Annotated in this window: 18 protein-coding genes; 12 read left to right on the forward strand and 6 right to left on the reverse strand. The window is 34.0% G+C overall.

Features of this window, described 5'->3' with window-relative positions:
* Window positions 1–89: 89 nt before the first annotated feature.
* From BUA98_RS19500 to BUA98_RS19515, 4 genes are all read right to left on the reverse strand, one after another.
* Window positions 90–998: a helix-turn-helix domain-containing protein gene (locus BUA98_RS19500; protein ID WP_072975241.1), complete on the reverse strand. Its 909-nt coding sequence runs from the start codon at window positions 996–998 to the stop codon at window positions 90–92.
* A 119-nt stretch (window positions 999–1117) separates the two neighbouring features.
* On the reverse strand, window positions 1118–2647 hold the full coding sequence (locus BUA98_RS19505; RefSeq protein WP_072975243.1) for a SulP family inorganic anion transporter: 1530 nt from the start codon (window positions 2645–2647) through the stop codon (window positions 1118–1120).
* A gap of 333 nt (window positions 2648–2980) precedes the next feature.
* Window positions 2981–3397, reverse strand: coding sequence for a DoxX family protein (locus BUA98_RS19510; RefSeq protein ID WP_072975557.1), 417 nt, complete (start codon window positions 3395–3397; stop codon window positions 2981–2983).
* Window positions 3398–3525: 128 nt separating this feature from the next.
* A complete protein-coding gene (locus BUA98_RS19515; RefSeq protein WP_072975244.1) occupies window positions 3526–4134 on the reverse strand; it encodes a YkgJ family cysteine cluster protein in 609 nt (202 codons plus the stop codon).
* A 289-nt stretch (window positions 4135–4423) separates the two neighbouring features.
* On the opposite strand from BUA98_RS19515, the gene BUA98_RS19520 reads away from it, so the two are divergent.
* Complete coding sequence (locus BUA98_RS19520; protein WP_072975246.1) at window positions 4424–4942, forward strand: peptidylprolyl isomerase; 519 nt, start codon at window positions 4424–4426, stop codon at window positions 4940–4942.
* 309 nt (window positions 4943–5251) lie between these two features.
* Here the strand turns inward: BUA98_RS19520 and BUA98_RS19525 are convergent, their stop codons facing one another.
* Window positions 5252–5647, reverse strand: a complete 396-nt coding sequence (locus tag BUA98_RS19525) for a hypothetical protein (protein WP_072975248.1) — start codon at window positions 5645–5647, stop codon at window positions 5252–5254.
* A gap of 90 nt (window positions 5648–5737) precedes the next feature.
* Between BUA98_RS19525 and BUA98_RS19530 the strand changes: the two genes are divergently transcribed.
* From BUA98_RS19530 to BUA98_RS19550, 5 genes are all read left to right on the forward strand, one after another.
* A complete protein-coding gene (locus BUA98_RS19530; protein ID WP_072975249.1) occupies window positions 5738–5944 on the forward strand; it encodes a hypothetical protein in 207 nt (68 codons plus the stop codon).
* A gap of 30 nt (window positions 5945–5974) precedes the next feature.
* Window positions 5975–7030 carry a hypothetical protein gene (locus tag BUA98_RS19535; protein WP_139257027.1) on the forward strand — a complete coding sequence of 352 codons (1056 nt, stop codon included), beginning with the start codon at window positions 5975–5977 and terminating at the stop codon, window positions 7028–7030.
* A 290-nt stretch (window positions 7031–7320) separates the two neighbouring features.
* On the forward strand, window positions 7321–8370 hold the full coding sequence (locus BUA98_RS19540; RefSeq protein ID WP_139257028.1) for a hypothetical protein: 1050 nt from the start codon (window positions 7321–7323) through the stop codon (window positions 8368–8370).
* Window positions 8371–8812: 442 nt separating this feature from the next.
* Window positions 8813–9184, forward strand: coding sequence for a nuclear transport factor 2 family protein (locus tag BUA98_RS19545; RefSeq protein WP_072975255.1), 372 nt, complete (start codon window positions 8813–8815; stop codon window positions 9182–9184).
* 166 nt (window positions 9185–9350) lie between these two features.
* Complete coding sequence (locus BUA98_RS19550) at window positions 9351–10583, forward strand: TMEM143 family protein (protein WP_072975257.1); 1233 nt, start codon at window positions 9351–9353, stop codon at window positions 10581–10583.
* Window positions 10584–10692: 109 nt separating this feature from the next.
* Here the strand turns inward: BUA98_RS19550 and BUA98_RS19555 are convergent, their stop codons facing one another.
* Window positions 10693–11247, reverse strand: coding sequence for a DUF4494 domain-containing protein (locus BUA98_RS19555; RefSeq protein WP_072975259.1), 555 nt, complete (start codon window positions 11245–11247; stop codon window positions 10693–10695).
* Between the two features lie 312 nt (window positions 11248–11559).
* Between BUA98_RS19555 and BUA98_RS19560 the strand changes: the two genes are divergently transcribed.
* The 6 genes from BUA98_RS19560 to BUA98_RS19585 all read left to right on the forward strand — a co-directional run bounded on the left by BUA98_RS19560 (window position 11560) and on the right by BUA98_RS19585 (window position 16469).
* Window positions 11560–12261, forward strand: a complete 702-nt coding sequence (locus BUA98_RS19560; RefSeq protein ID WP_072975261.1) for a gasdermin — start codon at window positions 11560–11562, stop codon at window positions 12259–12261.
* 62 nt (window positions 12262–12323) lie between these two features.
* On the forward strand, window positions 12324–12974 hold the full coding sequence (locus BUA98_RS19565; RefSeq protein ID WP_139257029.1) for a DUF6624 domain-containing protein: 651 nt from the start codon (window positions 12324–12326) through the stop codon (window positions 12972–12974).
* A 55-nt stretch (window positions 12975–13029) separates the two neighbouring features.
* Window positions 13030–13494 (forward strand): Mpo1 family 2-hydroxy fatty acid dioxygenase, encoded by a 465-nt coding sequence (locus tag BUA98_RS19570; RefSeq protein WP_072975265.1) that lies wholly within the window; start codon window positions 13030–13032, stop codon window positions 13492–13494.
* A gap of 361 nt (window positions 13495–13855) precedes the next feature.
* A complete protein-coding gene (locus tag BUA98_RS19575; RefSeq protein ID WP_139257030.1) occupies window positions 13856–14608 on the forward strand; it encodes a hypothetical protein in 753 nt (250 codons plus the stop codon).
* A gap of 111 nt (window positions 14609–14719) precedes the next feature.
* Window positions 14720–15400 carry a metal-dependent hydrolase gene (locus BUA98_RS19580; RefSeq protein WP_072975268.1) on the forward strand — a complete coding sequence of 227 codons (681 nt, stop codon included), beginning with the start codon at window positions 14720–14722 and terminating at the stop codon, window positions 15398–15400.
* A gap of 160 nt (window positions 15401–15560) precedes the next feature.
* Window positions 15561–16469, forward strand: coding sequence for an alpha/beta fold hydrolase (locus BUA98_RS19585; RefSeq protein ID WP_244279233.1), 909 nt, complete (start codon window positions 15561–15563; stop codon window positions 16467–16469).
* Window positions 16470–16610 lie beyond the last annotated feature (141 nt).

Raw genomic sequence — 16610 nt, forward strand, 5'->3', positions numbered from 1 at the left:
GATTTTAATTTTGATGTTTAATTATGGTACAAAGGTATCAGCGAAGTCCTTATTCCGAATTAAAGCAATCAAATCAGAAGTTACGAAAATCAAACAATTTCTGTTACGCGATAGGCTTTTGGTGAAAGCTGAACATTTTTCTTAAAGAAGTTGATAAAATGAGACAATTCTTCAAAGCCTAAACACCATGCAATTTCATTAATGTTCCAATTGGTTTGTTTGAGTAAAATCATGGCTTCCTGAATAATCCTTTCCGAAATAATTTGTGAAGTTGTTTTTCCGGTAGTTTCTTTCAACGCTTTATTTAAATGATTTACATGCACATTTAACTGATTTGCAAATTCTGAAGGGGAACGGAAATTAATTTGTTGCGATATCGATTCAATAGGAAATTGTCTTTCTAATAATTCTAAAAACAAAGAAGAAACCCGAATCGTGGCATTCGATTTACTGTATAATGAAGTAGTTACCGTTTGTGTTTTTAAAGCCAAATGAATAATTTCGAAAACCAGATTGCGGAGAACATCATATTTAAAAGCGTAATCCGAATTGATTTCTTCTAACATTTTCATGTATACTACCTTTAAAGATTCTGCCAGTTCTTTTGAAACCGGAACAATTGGATTCCCGCCGGGCTGAAATAAAGGATATTCTTTTAAATTCCCAAACTGACTAAAAAACGCATCTGTAAAAATGCAGAAAAAACCGGTTTGATTTTCATCAATATGTTCCCAACTGTACGGAATTTGTGGATTTGCAAAAAACAAAGCCTGCTCTTCAATCGAAACAACCTTATCAGCATAATGTACTTTGTTTTTTCCGATGATTAAGCTTATTTTATAAAAGTCTTTTCGCGTATAAGGCAATGGATTACAAGTAGTACCAATATAATCATCCAACTTAAAAACATTAAAATGTCCGATTTCTTTTTTAAGATTCTCGGGCATTCCGTTTATTTTAATCGTATAAAAATCTTCTAAGGTTTCTGTAAATTTCATTTGACAAAGTTACGAAAATCAATCTTTATAATTAGAAAATGAGATAATTTGTCAATTAGATAATTCTATAGATTGCGCTTAATCATTATCTAATTATCAAATTATCTCATTTTCTAATTTCAAGAAACCACTTTGTAAGTAGGATCTTCAATTACATTGACATTTATTACGGCATCGGCATTTTTAAGTAATTGCCTGCAGTCTGCGCTTAAATGCTGTAATTCTATCTTTTTATTTTCCTGACTGTATTTCTTCGTCAAATTATTCAAGGCTTCTATGGCCGACATATCAGCAATGCGGCTTTCTTTGAAGTCTATAATAATATGATTGGGGTCGTTTTGGATGTCGAACTTTTCCATGAAGGCAGCAATTGAACCAAAAAATAACGGACCGTAAATTTCATAATGTTTGATTCCGTTTTCGTCGATAAAATTTCTGGCTCGGATTCTTTTGGCACTTTCCCAGGCAAAAACCAAGGCTGAAATTATTACCCCGATTAATACCGCCAAAGCCAAATTATGAAGTAGAATAGTCACAACGGCCACCAGGATTCCAACGAAAATATCGTGTTTAGGCATTTTGTTGATGACTTTAAAACTAGCCCATTCGAAAGTCGTAATCGCTACCATCATCATAACGCCAACCAAAGCCGCCATAGGCAATTTCCCAATTACAGGCGCTCCAAAAAGAATAATTAATAAAATAGTCAAAGCAGCAATAATTCCCGAAAGTCTTGCTCTTGAACCGGCGCTCAGATTCACCAAAGTCTGTGCGATCATTGGGCATCCTCCCATTCCGAAGAAGAAACCATTTAAGATATTTGAACTTCCCTGTGCGATACATTCCCTGTTACTGTTTCCGCGGGTTCCGGTGATTTCATCGACTAAATTCAGCGTAAGCAAACCTTCAGTCAAGCCAACCGCAGCAACAATTACAGAGTATGGAAAAATCACTTTGAAAGTCTCAAAAGACAAAGGAATATTCGGGATATGAAAAGGCGGAAAACCGCCCTGAACAGAAGCTATATCCTGAACTGTTTTGGTATCAATATTGAAGATGAGTACAATCGCAAAAACCACCATAATTGCAACTAAAGATGCTGGAACTGTCTTGGTTATTTTAGGAAAAAGCAATACAATACCAATAGTTAACGCTACTAGACCCACCATAATATACAAAGGTGTTCCCTGCAACCAGGCAACTTTTCCATCGTACATGGTTTTAAACTGTTCTAATTGCGACATGAAAATTACCACCGCCAAACCGTTTACAAAACCAAACATTACAGGCTGCGGCACTAACCGAATAAATTTTCCGAGTTTAAAAAGCCCGATACAAATTTGCACTACACCACCCAACGCGACGGCTGCAAAAACATATTCTATGCCGTGCGATTTCATCAAGGCGATTAAAACAATAACCGTTGCACCTGCCCCACCCGAAATCATTCCGGGTCTTCCTCCAAAAATTGCTGTTACCAAGCCTGCAATAAAAGCAGCATATAAACCCACCAAAGGCGGAAACCCAGCCAAAATAGCAAACGACAACGATTCTGGAATCATCGTCATGGCAACTGTTAAACCGGCTAAAATTTCGTTTTTGTAATTGACTTTTTGAGTGAAGTCGAAGAGTTGGAAAGCTTTTTTCATAAGTCGCAAATTTAGGAAATTTGGGAATTAGATAATTAGAGAATTGAGAAAATATGGGAATTAGATAATTAAACAACGAGTATGCACAATCTATAAAAATTTTCTAATTATAGAGTTTCCATTATTACGACTAAAGAAGATCGCACAGATTTGCAAATGCGTGTACGCAAAGTTTTTCTCATACTGAGAAAAAATTATATCTTTAAAGATATTTTTCAAGTATACAGACATGAAAAAAACAGACGCAGCAAATAAAAAGAAAAACTGGCTAAAAATAATTGTCGAAATCGTATTAGATTTTATTCTAATGTCACGATAATACAACCTGAAAAATTACCTTTTTTTTAACAAAAAACCAAGTGCCCCAGTAGACCATAAAGCCCACAAAATCAAAACAGGTTGAAAAAACAATCGAATCAATCGAGCCTGATCAGTGTTCATTCCTAGTGCATCTGTTCCGTTTAAATATTGGGCAATATTACCCGGAAAAACCAGCACATAAAATATAGCAAGACCAATACCCAATTGTATTTTATAACGGGTTAGGAAAATAAAAGCCAAACCTATTACCATTTCGACAATTCCGGAAAGTATTACCACCAGATCTTTATCCATAGGAACCCAATTTGGGACCTGCGCCTGAAAATCTATTCGCTGAAAAGTAAAATGACCCATTGCTGCTGCTATCATAAAGACTCCTAAAAGTATTCTGAAGAAATTTTGAGTTGTGGTAGTCGTGCTATTTTCCATCTGTTGGTATTTATTTACGATTGGATTAAATTCCTTTTCTGAGCGCTTTTTCAAAATTACGTAATCCATCCTAAAATACTTTTTAGATTTCTGAACGCATTGTTGTGTAATCTCCATGTCAAACTAATCTAAGCAATATTCTCCAACCCACCCGGAAAAGGCCTGTAAGCATAATAATGTAAAACCTCTTCAACCGCTATTTTCAAAGCTTCATTTATCGGTAATAAGTTAACACCCATTCTAAGATCAATTTGGGCTAACCTCATATAATAATCGGTAAAAATGGGAATTGATGTTCCTTTGTTGATTGCTACTTCGGCTTTAGTAAAGTTGTCCCCTTGTTCTTCTTTTATGATTTTGCAAGTGGCCAATCGCAATTTTCCAAATTTATCTGTTGTTGCGCCGTAACCAAAAAGACGGCAAATTAAACCGCGATAACGGTAATTGCTACAGCTTCCTTTGTGGTATTCCAAAACCGAAAGCGGGCGGTACAAAAAGCAACTTTTAGTAGAAATACTGTTTAATTCTTTTAGGGTTTCTTCGGCTTTGCCATTTAAAAACAAATGAAAGGCCCAGGGTAAAAATTCTAAAGGAGAAGCGTCGATATTAGGTGTTGAACAGCACTTGCCGCAACCTGCCTTGCAATGCAAATTTGTATCAGACTGAAAAGCTTTAATTTCAATTTCAAGACGATCAAACAATGCTTCAACCTGCCTAACCTTCTCTTCTATTGACATTTGTTTTTTGGTAAGGTAGGCTAATAGAAATGGCTCAAGTCACAATTGTGGTTTTATTGGGAAGAGTTTAATTTTTTTCGCTTTGCTCCAATCAAAACACTTCTGCAAAGTGTAATCTAATAGTAAAGATAGCTTTCTCCTTTAAACAAATTAATTGCGAAAGTTTTCGATATATTTATCTCCGATAAATTAAAATTATTCAGACACCAGATCTAAGTATAGTGGAATGACAACGTTTTCAAAATTGAGAAAGTCATTATAAAAGTAAAACCCGTTAAACAAATCAATAATGAACAAAATTAAACTTGCCTTACTATTGGCTGCTATTTTTATCTTTATAGTATCAATTGCATTAGGAGGGAGAAGTTTAACATTCTACTTTAAGAATAAGGAAATGTTTCAAAATCCTCAGTCTTATCAGAAAGAATTTGTTGTTATTGATTCCACTTATACCAAAACTGTAGGCCAGAAAAATAAAAAAGTTTTAACCTATGGCTTATCTAAAAAATTTGACAACTATAAAACCATTTTTGATTTAAATATCCCGGACGGAAGTGCTGTTATAGAAAACAATATTAGTGTTGAACCAATTGCAGATACATTAAACCAAACTCAGATTAACTATTACGCCTGGGTAAACAAACAAAAGGAAAAAGGTTATATCTGTAATGAGGATGAAAAATCTATTCAGGATAACTGGATTTTTTCAGATCAAATCTTATATATAAGAGCCTCCATAGTTATGATTGTATTTTCACTTGGTATCTTTTATTGGTTGAAAGCCTATCGAATTTTCATGAAGAAATAAAACCTGAAAAAAAAAATCTATCCCAATAAAAAACCCGTATAAATACGTGGTGCTCAGTGCTTAATAATCCTTAAACTTGCTGTCAATATGGTGGAGCATATTTATCATGGTTTTTCAGTAGGTAGAAAACCTTGAATGTTTAATACTTTTTTTTGGGGAAAAAGTGAGATTGTAATCGATAACGATTATGGATCTCACTTTTATTTTTATTTTGAACTTAAACCATTGCCAAATAGTTTTATTTAAAAAGCGCAAACGTCCAGGACATTTGCGCTTTTATTGTTCTTCTAAAAGATTACATCCAAGATATTACCCTTTATTTTGATTGGCTTCTGCCAGTTGATCCTCCAGATAAATAATTATTTTTTTTAGACTTTCAATAGTTTCTTTGCGGGATTCGGCTAGTTCTTTGTAGTTAATAGCTTCTTCAGGATTTACTTTATTGATTTTATTATACGGTGCCGGTGCTTCGTTTAAAATATCCTCCTTTAGCATATTTCCATTACCCGTTAAGAGCCAATCAATATTAACATCTGTATATATTCTAAGAATTTTTTCTAATTTATCAACACCAATTGTTTTATCGTTTTTTAATTGACTAGCAAAAGAACCGTTAGAAAAGCCAATCTCTCTTTCAAAAACGCTAACCCTAATACCTTTTGAATCTAGATATTGTTTTATTCTTTTTAAGGTGTTTTCATTCATAAGTGCAAATATTTTAGAAAATGTCTTATTTTGATACTTTTTTAGAAAATGTCTTACTAAATTTGTCTTATTATTAATACAAACTAAGCAATGGACAAAAATATAAAAACTAAACCAAGTTACAATCAAGATGTCCTAAAGATTATGAAAGCCAGACACGGATATTCGTATGATTATATCCGAAAGTCGATTCGCGGCGACCGGGTTGGTATCATTTGCGACATGCTGAAAGAGGAATATAATAAACTTAATAACGAATCAAAAAAAGCAATAGAAAATCAAATCCATAAACTATAAGCCAATTAGTAAACAGTTAAAATTATTAAAATGAAAAAGATTACATGCCTATTGTTATTAATCCAAAGCGGATTTATAATGGCTCAAACCAAAACAGTAGTTACACAATTTGGAGAAAAGTTAACTATTAGTCCTTATGCAAACAATGGTTTGACAGCCAATAATGGTTATATTCAATTAGGAGGACCTTTAACAAAATCTTCTGTTTTAACGACCACTTCTTCATATACTCTGGCAATACAAGGTTTACAAACAGGCGACACATCTGACAATGTGCTAGTAACCGATGCTAATGGTGTTTTGAAATATGTATCAAGAGCTAGTTTTGGCGGAGGTGCTGATAATTTGGGAAATCATATCGCTACGAAAGATCTTGAAATGTCGACGTTTAGTATTCTTAATATAAAAAATGCGTATGTTAAAAACGAAGCACAATTTGCAGATCGCGTTACTAGCAATACTAATTATTTTGGCATATATAAAAATAATGGATTCTTTGGAATTTGGAATAATTTGAAAAATGCAAATGCCTTAACCATTGACGAAACAACAAATAAAACCACATTAACTTCTGCACAAATCGCAAAAGGTACAGATGGAGCGGCTCCTGTTCCTGGTTCTATAGCTACTGCGGCAGATGCCACGGGTAATATAATATGGACGCTTCCTACGGTTGCTCCTGGTGTAGTAACTCCAAGATTAGTTGGTTTTGCAAAAGTGAACACAACGAGAACTTCAGGATTAAAAGTATTTTTTGATACAAATGTCTTAAATCCTGAAAATGCATTTACTGGCGATCTGACTAATGGAACTACTTATAATATAAAAAAGGCTGGATTACATCAGATTTTTGTCAATCTTACTGTTGCAACTCCAACAGCAGATTGGTATTTAAGAATTAAAAAGAATGGAACTCCTATCGCTGCAATTGATGCTACAAAGGCGGCTGGTGCATCAGCAGTAGTATTTGCTATTGATGACTTTGCTGCAGGTGATAAGATTACAGTAGATATGGGTGGAAATGCAACAGGTTATACATCTTCACTCACTAGAATTGCAGTTTTTAGATTTGACCAAGCAAATTAATACATTATAGTGACTTGAATGTTAATTATGTATATCAAGAATAATGAAATTGCAGGATCCTCCATTAAGCAAAGCTTTTACTTTAAAAGCAATTTTTTAACTTTTTTCTAAATAGTCCTATTTTGTCATAACTAGAACTTCTAGAGGTAAGAGCTTCTTTATGATGCAATTAATTTTGCCGTTGATTTTATGAGAAAAAATATAAAGATGTAAAAGTACATTTTAGTCCTAATATTTGATCATAATATAACATGAATATCATAAAAAAGACAATAGCTAAATTACTTAAAATGAAAAAAATTACATGCATGCTGTTATTAATCCAGAGTGGGTTTATTATGGCTCAAACCAAAACGGTAATAACACAAAACGGTGAAAAAGTAGCCATTAGCACTGGTGCAAACAATGGACTTACAGCTAATAATGGCTATATACAATTAGGTGGTGCTTTGACTCAACCATCAATTTTGACCACAACTTCAGCTTTTACTTTGGCTATTCAAGGACTTCAGACAGGAAGTTCTTCTGATAATGTACTAGTAACAGATTCAAATGGTATTTTAAAATATGTATCAAGATCTAGTTTTAGTGGCGCTGATAACTTAGGAAATCATATTGCAACTACGGATTTGAATATTTCGGATTACAGCATTTTTAATATAAAAAATGCTTATGTTAAAAACGAAGCACAATTCATAGATCGTCTTACCAGTAATACTAATTATTTCAGTATTTTTAAAGAAAATGGAGACTTTGGCATTTGGAATAGTCTAAAAGGTACTAACGCTCTAACTATTAACGAAACAACAAACAAAACCACACTAACTTCTACACAAATTTTAAGAGGTACAGATGGTGTAGCTCCTGTTCCTGGCGCTATAGCTACTGCGGCAGATGCCGCAGGTAATATAATTTGGAAAGCTCCTGTAGTAGTTCCTGGTGTAGTAACCCCAAGATTAGTTGGTTTTGCAAAAGTGGGCACAGCTAGAAGTTCAGGAATAAAAGTGTTTTTTGATACAAATGTCTTAAATCCTGAAAATGCATTTACGGGTGATGTAACTAATGGAACTGTTTATAATATAAAAAAAGCTGGATTACACCAAATCTTTGTAAACTTAACTGTTGGTAGTCCAAGTGGAGCATGGTATCTACGAATCAAAAAGAATGGAACTCCTATCGCTGCAATTGATGCAACAACCGCCTCTGGTGCTTCAGCAGTAGTTTTTGCAATAGATGACTTTGCTGCGGGAGATCAAATTTCAGTCGATATGGGTGGAAATGCAACAGGTTATCAAGCGTCACTTACAAGAATAGCAATTTTTAGATTTGACAGTAATTAAGGACTTAAAAACATTATAATATAAGAGAGAGCTTTTGCTCTCTCTTTTTTCTTTACTTCTAATTTGAGATTTCTTACCACTATTCTTTGCTAAACCTAATAAACTAAAAAACTTTTGTCTTTAAGGATTGGTAACAAAAAATCACAAACATGACACGGGAACATTATATTCCCTTTAATAAGGAACTCTTAACCGAGCAACTTATTGCTTGTTCGCAAAATCCTCAAAAGGTTGATCATTTTAAAAAGTTGCTTGATTTGCCTGATTTTGAGCTGGTATAAGGAATAAATAAGACAAAAATCATCTTCCTATCTTATGTAAAATACTTGTAAGCAGTAAATTAGCTTATTACGGTTATTGATTAAATCTATGTTAAAATCATATATCCGATTTAATATTATTGTAAACTTTGTATTACTGTTTAACCCAAATAAAGATAATTATGGAAACACAAATTATTGAACTGGAAAAAAAATATTGGCAGGGAATGGAAAATCACGATTATGAAACGGTAAAAAAGCTTACTCATTTTCCTTGTATAATAGCAGGCAAAACTGGTCTACAAAGTGTAGACGAAGCCACGTTTAAAAAGATGTTTGAATCAGCAGACGGCAATAAAATAAAAGTATTGAATATTGCTGATGTAGAAACACAATTACTTGCTGGAAATACTGCAATAACAGCATACCAAATAGAACTAGAAATGGCAGACGATAAACAAAAATCTCTGAAATGTGTCTGCACCTCAACCTGGATTAAAGAAAATAACAATTGGGTTTGTGCACTCCATACCGAAACAGAATTGTCACAGTAGTAGATTGTAATCAAATTTAATTAGTTATTTTCTCAAATATATCCGTTACAGGCTTAAAATTAAGATATATTTATAGTGTATCTTTTCTTTGCACCTTTGTCACTATGAGCCTATGAACCTTAAAAGATGTATCTTTGAACCTTAGTACCCGAAGAACCTACAAAACATGACACGAGAACATTATATTCCCTTTAATAAGGAATTCTTACTCGAGCAACAACTTGCTACTTTCTCTCAAGATCCAAAAAAAGTTGATGATTTTAAAAAATTGTTTGATATTATCGAACATTATTTTCATTACGAGGCATTTAACCTCAACCGAAATCTAAAACAAAACTACGCTTTGTTTGATCCGGATTTGAGCAACAAAGAGCGAAAAAGTTTTATTGGCAAAAGTGATTTTAAAGTTTTTAAGGAAACACTTTTGACTGTTTTAGCACTGGGAAATTATACACGTATTGATCAGGAAACTTTAGATATTGCTTTTAAGGAATCTGATTTGATTGGCCTGAATCTTTCTATCGATTTTAATGCTTTTAAGGATTATGAAATGTATGTACGCGGGCAACATACAGCCAAAGAAAAGGTAAAAAAATATTTCTTCTGGAAGAAAGAAGTCGAAATCGAGTACTACGATCGTGTACTGATTTACCTGCATTACAACGACACCAATTTCCTGAAAGAAAAGAAAGTCAAATTGGGAAAAATGCCAGTTGAACCGGGTTCGGTTGTTTTGAAAATCTTTAAGCGTGTTCCTAAAAACGATTTGGAAACTATTTTTCCAAACGCGATTCCGAGAATGTCTTTGAAAGATAAATTATTGCTTTGGGTTCCTGGAATTTTTGGTGGAATTTCATTATTAAGCGCGAAAGTAATTCCGGCACTGGTTAATATGTATAAGGCTTATGAAACTGGTGAAGCGATTGATTTATTAAACAGTAAAACTTCCTTAAATCAGGGATTAATAGCCTTGGGAATCTTATCTCTTTATTGCTTCCGTCAATACAATAATTTTATAAACAAGAAAATCAGATATTCTAAAATACTTTCGGATAGTTTGTATTTCAAGAATCTCGGAAATAACAGCGGCGCTTTTTATTCGCTTTTAAATTCGTCTGAAGAAGAAGTGCTTAAAGAAACGATTCTGGCTTATACTTTTTTATACAAAAGCGAAACTCCTTTAACCGCCGAAGAACTCGATACTCAGATTGAATCGTGGTTTGAAACAACATTAAAGACACCTCTTGATTTTGATGTAAAAGATGCTTTGGATAAACTAAAAAATACCGGTCTTGGCGTAGAAACTAATGGAAAATGGGAAGTCGTTTCGTTAGAGAAGGCACTTGTCACTATTGATGCTTTGTGGGATGGGGTTTTTGAATATAATTATCAATTGTAAATTGTAAATCATTAATTGTTAATTTTCTGCACGCCAAACTTAGCTAAAGCTTTTAAACAAAAAAAGAGGACCCAAAAAGTCCTCTTTATAAATTTATGATCTTGATGGATTACTCGCTATCAGCTTCGACCAAATCTTCAATATTTTCGCCCATATCTCCTACGGCTACTAATTCTGGTTTTGATCCTTTAAGCGCATTGAATCTTTCGATTTGTTCTAAATCTCCTTCTTCTCCACTGAAATATGGAAAAACATCCATAATTGGTGATTCAGAAATAGCCGGGATGGTATAATCACCCATTGTACCTTTCATCACAGAAACTGTGTTATCGTAGGCTTCTTTTACGTCATTTGCCTGAACTAATAAATACATATTGGTTTTGCGTTCTTTTCCGCTTTCTTCGTCAAAAGCAATTAAAGAAACTTTTGATTTAAACCAACGATCTGCATTTTCGAACGGATGAATCTCAGCATAGTTCGCTACTTTTATGTTTGTGATTTTAAATTCTTCACTAACATAAGCCGCCATTTCTTCATTAATTCTGCTTTCGGCTTCTGTATAGGATATGGCATCTACTAAATAAGGTTCTGTCGTAACCTTTTGTCCACCAATATCATCTGTTTTTCTATATTTTACTTTGCATTCGTACCAAACTGCGCTCATTTCTATTTAATTTAAGGATGTCAAAGATAGATTTTAACGCAAATAAAATCGATTAATTGCGAAATAGATATTCACAATTTGAGTTAAATTTTGGTATTGAATTACTCTCGTTTTTTAAGTTACTATTTATCAAATAGTAAGGCATAAAGGAATCATAAAATTGAGAATTAACTTATAAATATTTAATAAATTTGTAATAACTAAATCCTATTAAATGAGAATATTAGATTCCAATTAATTTTCTAAAAAAGAGTAACCAAAAACAAATTTATCGGATGACCCCAACTACTAATAAACTTAAATACCACTACGATGAGACTATCAACATTTTTAACCGAACAAGGTTATGATTTAATTGAAGGACCAGTTAGAAATCATAAACCATTGCAATTATGGCTGAAAAAACCTTTTGATGAGGCTCAGCTTTACTACGACAATATCGGCCATGCTTTTAAGAGCGAAATTGTATTAACTGAAATCGAGAACGCAGCCCTAAATGTCGATTATACCAAAAAGGATGAGTACGGATTTAATATCGGGATTACACTTTTGGGAGAAATTTTGAAAACACTTGGACTCGGAACACTCGGAATAACGTCAAAAATACAATCCGGGAAATCGGTAACGATTAGTTATGGCAATTCGGTTACCAAAGAATATACAATTGGTAATCTTGAAGAATATTTTTATGGAGCCGATTTTCTGCATCCGAATCCTTCTCTTCTAAAAAACATCAATCAAAATTATCTTTTGTTGACAACAGGAACCGTTTTTGCTCAAAACCTTGTGGTTGATATTGAAACTGATTTTACCTTAAATGCAGATTTTGTTGCCAGCCTTAATGAAACTGCCGAAGGCAAACTTGATTTTTCAACAAGCAATCTGAATAAATTAAAAATGAACTCAAATGTGGGTATTTCATTTCCGATCGCGGTTAAAGCAAGCCGAATTGATTATGACAGAAGCCGATTTAAAAAATTAATTCAGGTTACAGATACTAATAATATATTTTGATACAAGGATTCAAAATATTTAAAAACCTTACTACTCGCCTTAACATACTCTAAAATATGACAATGAAAAACTGCATTCTAATTTCAACTCTTTTTGCATTCCTTACAAGCTGTGCTCCAAAACTGAGCACCGCAACTCAAACTGAACTAAAAACAGAACTTAAAGAAATGGTCAAAATTGATCAGGTTGCTGCTTCGCCGCCAAAAAACGGAAATACAAATTATGATAAAGAAAAATGGAAATCTTTTAAAGACAGTGTTTTTACAGTTACCAAAAATCAACTCGAAAAAATCTATAAAAAATATGGTTTTTTAGGTTTTGACCAGGTTGGAAAAGATGGCTCAAATGATTTCTGGCTTTTAATACAGCACTTAGATAAATATCCTGAATTTCAGCAACAGGTTTTAGGATCGATGCAAAAAGAAGTTAAAAAAAGAAATGCCAATCCAGAAAATTATGCGTTTTTGTATGACAGAATAAAAGTAAATGCAGGCGAAAAACAGCTGTTTGGAACCCAGGTAACTTATGAAGTTAAAGCAACAGTTAGTGCTATTCCTAAAAATGGGCTTTCAGATCCAGATCACGTTGATGCGCTAAGAAAAGAATACAATCTAGAGCCCTTAAAGGAGTATTTGAATGCAATGACTGAAATGCATTTTGAAATGAACAAGGCCCGATATGAAAAAATAGGAGTAACCAAACCAAATTTATAGTAATACAATTAGTTACAAAAAATTCAATAGATTTACATACCTAAATCCAAAAAAAATGAGAACTTTAGACCAATGGTTTGCAGAATATGCTGTAAGCCATCAAAACCCGAAAAACAAAGCGATTCATTATGTTTGCGTGCCTGCTATTTACTTTTCGATAGTGGGTTTATTGATGAGTATTCCAAGCGGAATAATTGCTAGTACTTTAAAACTGAACGCTCCTATTATCGAAAATTGGGCAACTGTTTTTTTAATTTTTGTGCTCGTTTTTTACATTCGCTTGTCAGTTGCGATGGCGATTAAAATTGCTGTATTCTCTACTATTTGTCTGGTGGTGAATTATTATATCGGCCAGTTGGTACCGTTGTGGATGTTCTCCATAGGCGTGTTTGTGATCGCGTGGATCGGTCAATTCTACGGACATAATATTGAAGGCAAAAAACCTTCGTTCCTAAAAGATCTTCAGTTTTTAATGATTGGCCCGGCTTGGGTTGTAGAGAATTTATTTTCAAGAAAATAAGTTTTTGAATACTGATTTGATAGCGTCCTACTCGCCGATTTATATGAATTACAATCACACTGCTAAAAACATAGCCAATGGTTTCAACCATTGGGACGCAATGTATTTCCCTATGTATTTTTATGATGCAAAATACATTTCCATAATCCGTCTCCCACGGTTGAAACCGTGGGCTATATTTAAATGCGAATAAAATCGTAAAATTTCAAAAGCGTTCTGGATTTACTGCACCAGTCCCTATCGCTTGAATATCATTCCTCTTAATGATACAAAGATCACCAAACCATTATTACACGCTAACTTTCAAATACTTACAAAATAATCTCTTAACTTTATCTTTCTAAACCAAATCACATTGGCTATGAAGATGAAGTTCAACAACGAAGAAGTTAAAATTGAAAGCTTTGATATTTTTACCTACAGAAGAATCAGGCGTGCTATTGGGTATTTAGGCATTAGTCTGCCGATACTTTTAGTTGGGTTATCTTATATCTCTTTTTTCAAAACGCCGCTTCAGCCTTCTATAAGCAATTATTATTATACCAATCTCAGGGAAATTTTTACGGGAACTTTGGCTGCAGTTGGATTGTTTTTAATTCGGTACAAAGGTCATGGTAATGCTTCTATTTGGAAAAATGACAACCTATTAACCAATATCGCCGGAATTATGGCGATTGGCGTTGCACTGTTTCCTATGAATCCGGAAGATTCTTTCAATAAAATTTATACGTTGATTCCATACGCTGAAAAGTGGCTGGGCTGGCTTCATTATGGTTTTGCAGCTTTACTTTTCTTAATCATGGCTTTACTGGCCATTAACGTTTTTACGATTGGTCAGGAAAATGAAACCAGAGATCCAAAAAGCATGTTAAACGAAAACAATATTTATCGCTTTTGTGGTTATTCGATTATTGTTTTTGTGATTCTGGTTCCCATTTCTGAGACTTTTAAACTGTTCCGATATTCTACTTTGATTCTCGAGGCTCTTGCCCTATTTGCTTTTGGAAGCGCCTGGCTGATTAAAGGTCGTGCTTTGGGCGACAGTGGTGAAATTGGTAAAAAACTATATCAGGAAAATAATCCGGTGGATACTGAAAAGGTTTTTGAAGAATAGTTGTTTGATTATTCACAGCAACTAAAGTAGATTTCAGTGGTACATTTTTTGGATAAAAGAAGACAACTATTTCGATTATAAGTCATTATTAATTTATAAATCTATTTTATCATGAAAGTAACTTATTACGGTCATTCCTGTTTCTCTGTTTATGTCAATGGAAAACATATTCTTTTTGATCCTTTTATTACACCCAACGAACTGGCAAAAGATGTTGACGTCGACGCCATAAAAGCAGATTATATTTTTATTTCACATGCACATTACGACCATATTCAGGATGTGGAAAGAATCGCCAAAAATACCGGAGCGAAGGTTTTGGGGAATTTCGAAATCTATGGCTGGCTTTTAAAAAACGGAATCGAAAATGCGCATCCGATCAATCCGGGTGGGAAATTTGATTTTGATTTTGGACGCGTAAAATGCGTGATTGCGCAACATCCGAGTAGTTTTATGGATGGAAGTTATGGCGGAATTGCCTGTGGTTTTGTACTTACGACTGCAGACGGAAATTTCTATTATAGCGGCGACACAGCCCTGACATTAGACATGCAAATTATTCCAAAATTTACTAAACTTGATTTTGCTGTTTTCCCAATTGGCGACGGCCTCACGATGGGTGTTGAAGAAGCGATTGAAGCTTCAAAATTAGTTGGGGTTACCAAAATTCTGGGTGTGCATTACGACACTTTTGGTTTCATAGTAATGGATCATGAAAAAGCAATGACAGATTTTACAAATGCCAATCTGCAGCTTTATTTACCAAAAATAGGCAGTACAATAGAGATCTAATTTTTCTAAATATCGCTAAAGTACCTTTCCCTTAGCGAAATAAAACAGAAACCAAAACTATTAAACAGCTCCATATCTCAAAAAAACACCGGATTATAAATATTTTAACCAAGGCATTAAAATTGTTTCTGGATTTGTCGCAAACCAAAATTCAAAGACAATGAAAACATTAAAAATCTCATTTGTTTTTTTGATGCTTATAACAAATTTATATACTATGAATGCACAAAAAAGTAGCGCGCTGAATTCAACCACCGAATTTGCCGATGTTCCTGGACGTAAAATTGCGTATCGCTCTATCGGACAAGGAACGCCGATTATTTTAGTAAACAGGTTTAGAGGAACTCTTGATACCTGGGATCCTTTATTTTTAGACAAACTTGCTGATAATTATCGTGTCATCACTTTTGATTACAGCGGAATTGGTTATTCAACCGGAACTTTACCAACCGATTTAAAAGAGGTTGCCAAAGACGTAAAAGATCTGGCCGCTTTTCTAAAAATTGAAAAAACAATCATCATGGGCTGGTCTTACGGAGGATTGGTAACTCAGGTAGCCACGCTCCTATTTGATGATCTTATTACACAAACCGTATTGTTAGGGACTGGGCCTCCGGGCGAAAGAGTCGTTCCGTTAGGACAGGCTTTTCTGGATGCAGCCCTAAAACCTGTAAACGATTTTGATGATGAAATTGTGTTATTTTTTGAACCTTCGTCAGAAGCCAGTAAAATAGAAGCCAAAGCATCGCACGACAGAATTGCCAAACGAATTGATGTTTCTAAAATTCCGTCGACTATGGATGTTTTTCAGCTTTATTTTCAAGGCAGTGCCGGTTTAGCCGAAGACAAAGATGATTTTAAAGGAAAACTGAAAACAACCAAAACACCAATTTTGATCATTTGCGGAGATAATGACATTAGTTTTGCAGTCGAAAACTGGTATCCTTTAACACAGCAATTACCAACAGCACAACTTATTGTTTTGCCGCAAACCGGACATGCACCGCATCATCAGCATGTGAATTTGGTCGTAAATTATATTCATGCTTTTCTGGAAAATTCAAAATAAAATCGGAATACTATAAAATAGAAAAATAATACTTCTTTTGAAAAAGAGTCCCTAGCCCAGACAGAAGCGGCATCCTTTTGGGGCGGGGTTCGCCCCAAAAGATATAGCGGATGGCTGGAAACAGCTCCTGAAAAAACTACT

It is taken from the genome of Flavobacterium saccharophilum, from assembly GCF_900142735.1.
Lineage (GTDB): Bacteria > Bacteroidota > Bacteroidia > Flavobacteriales > Flavobacteriaceae > Flavobacterium > Flavobacterium saccharophilum.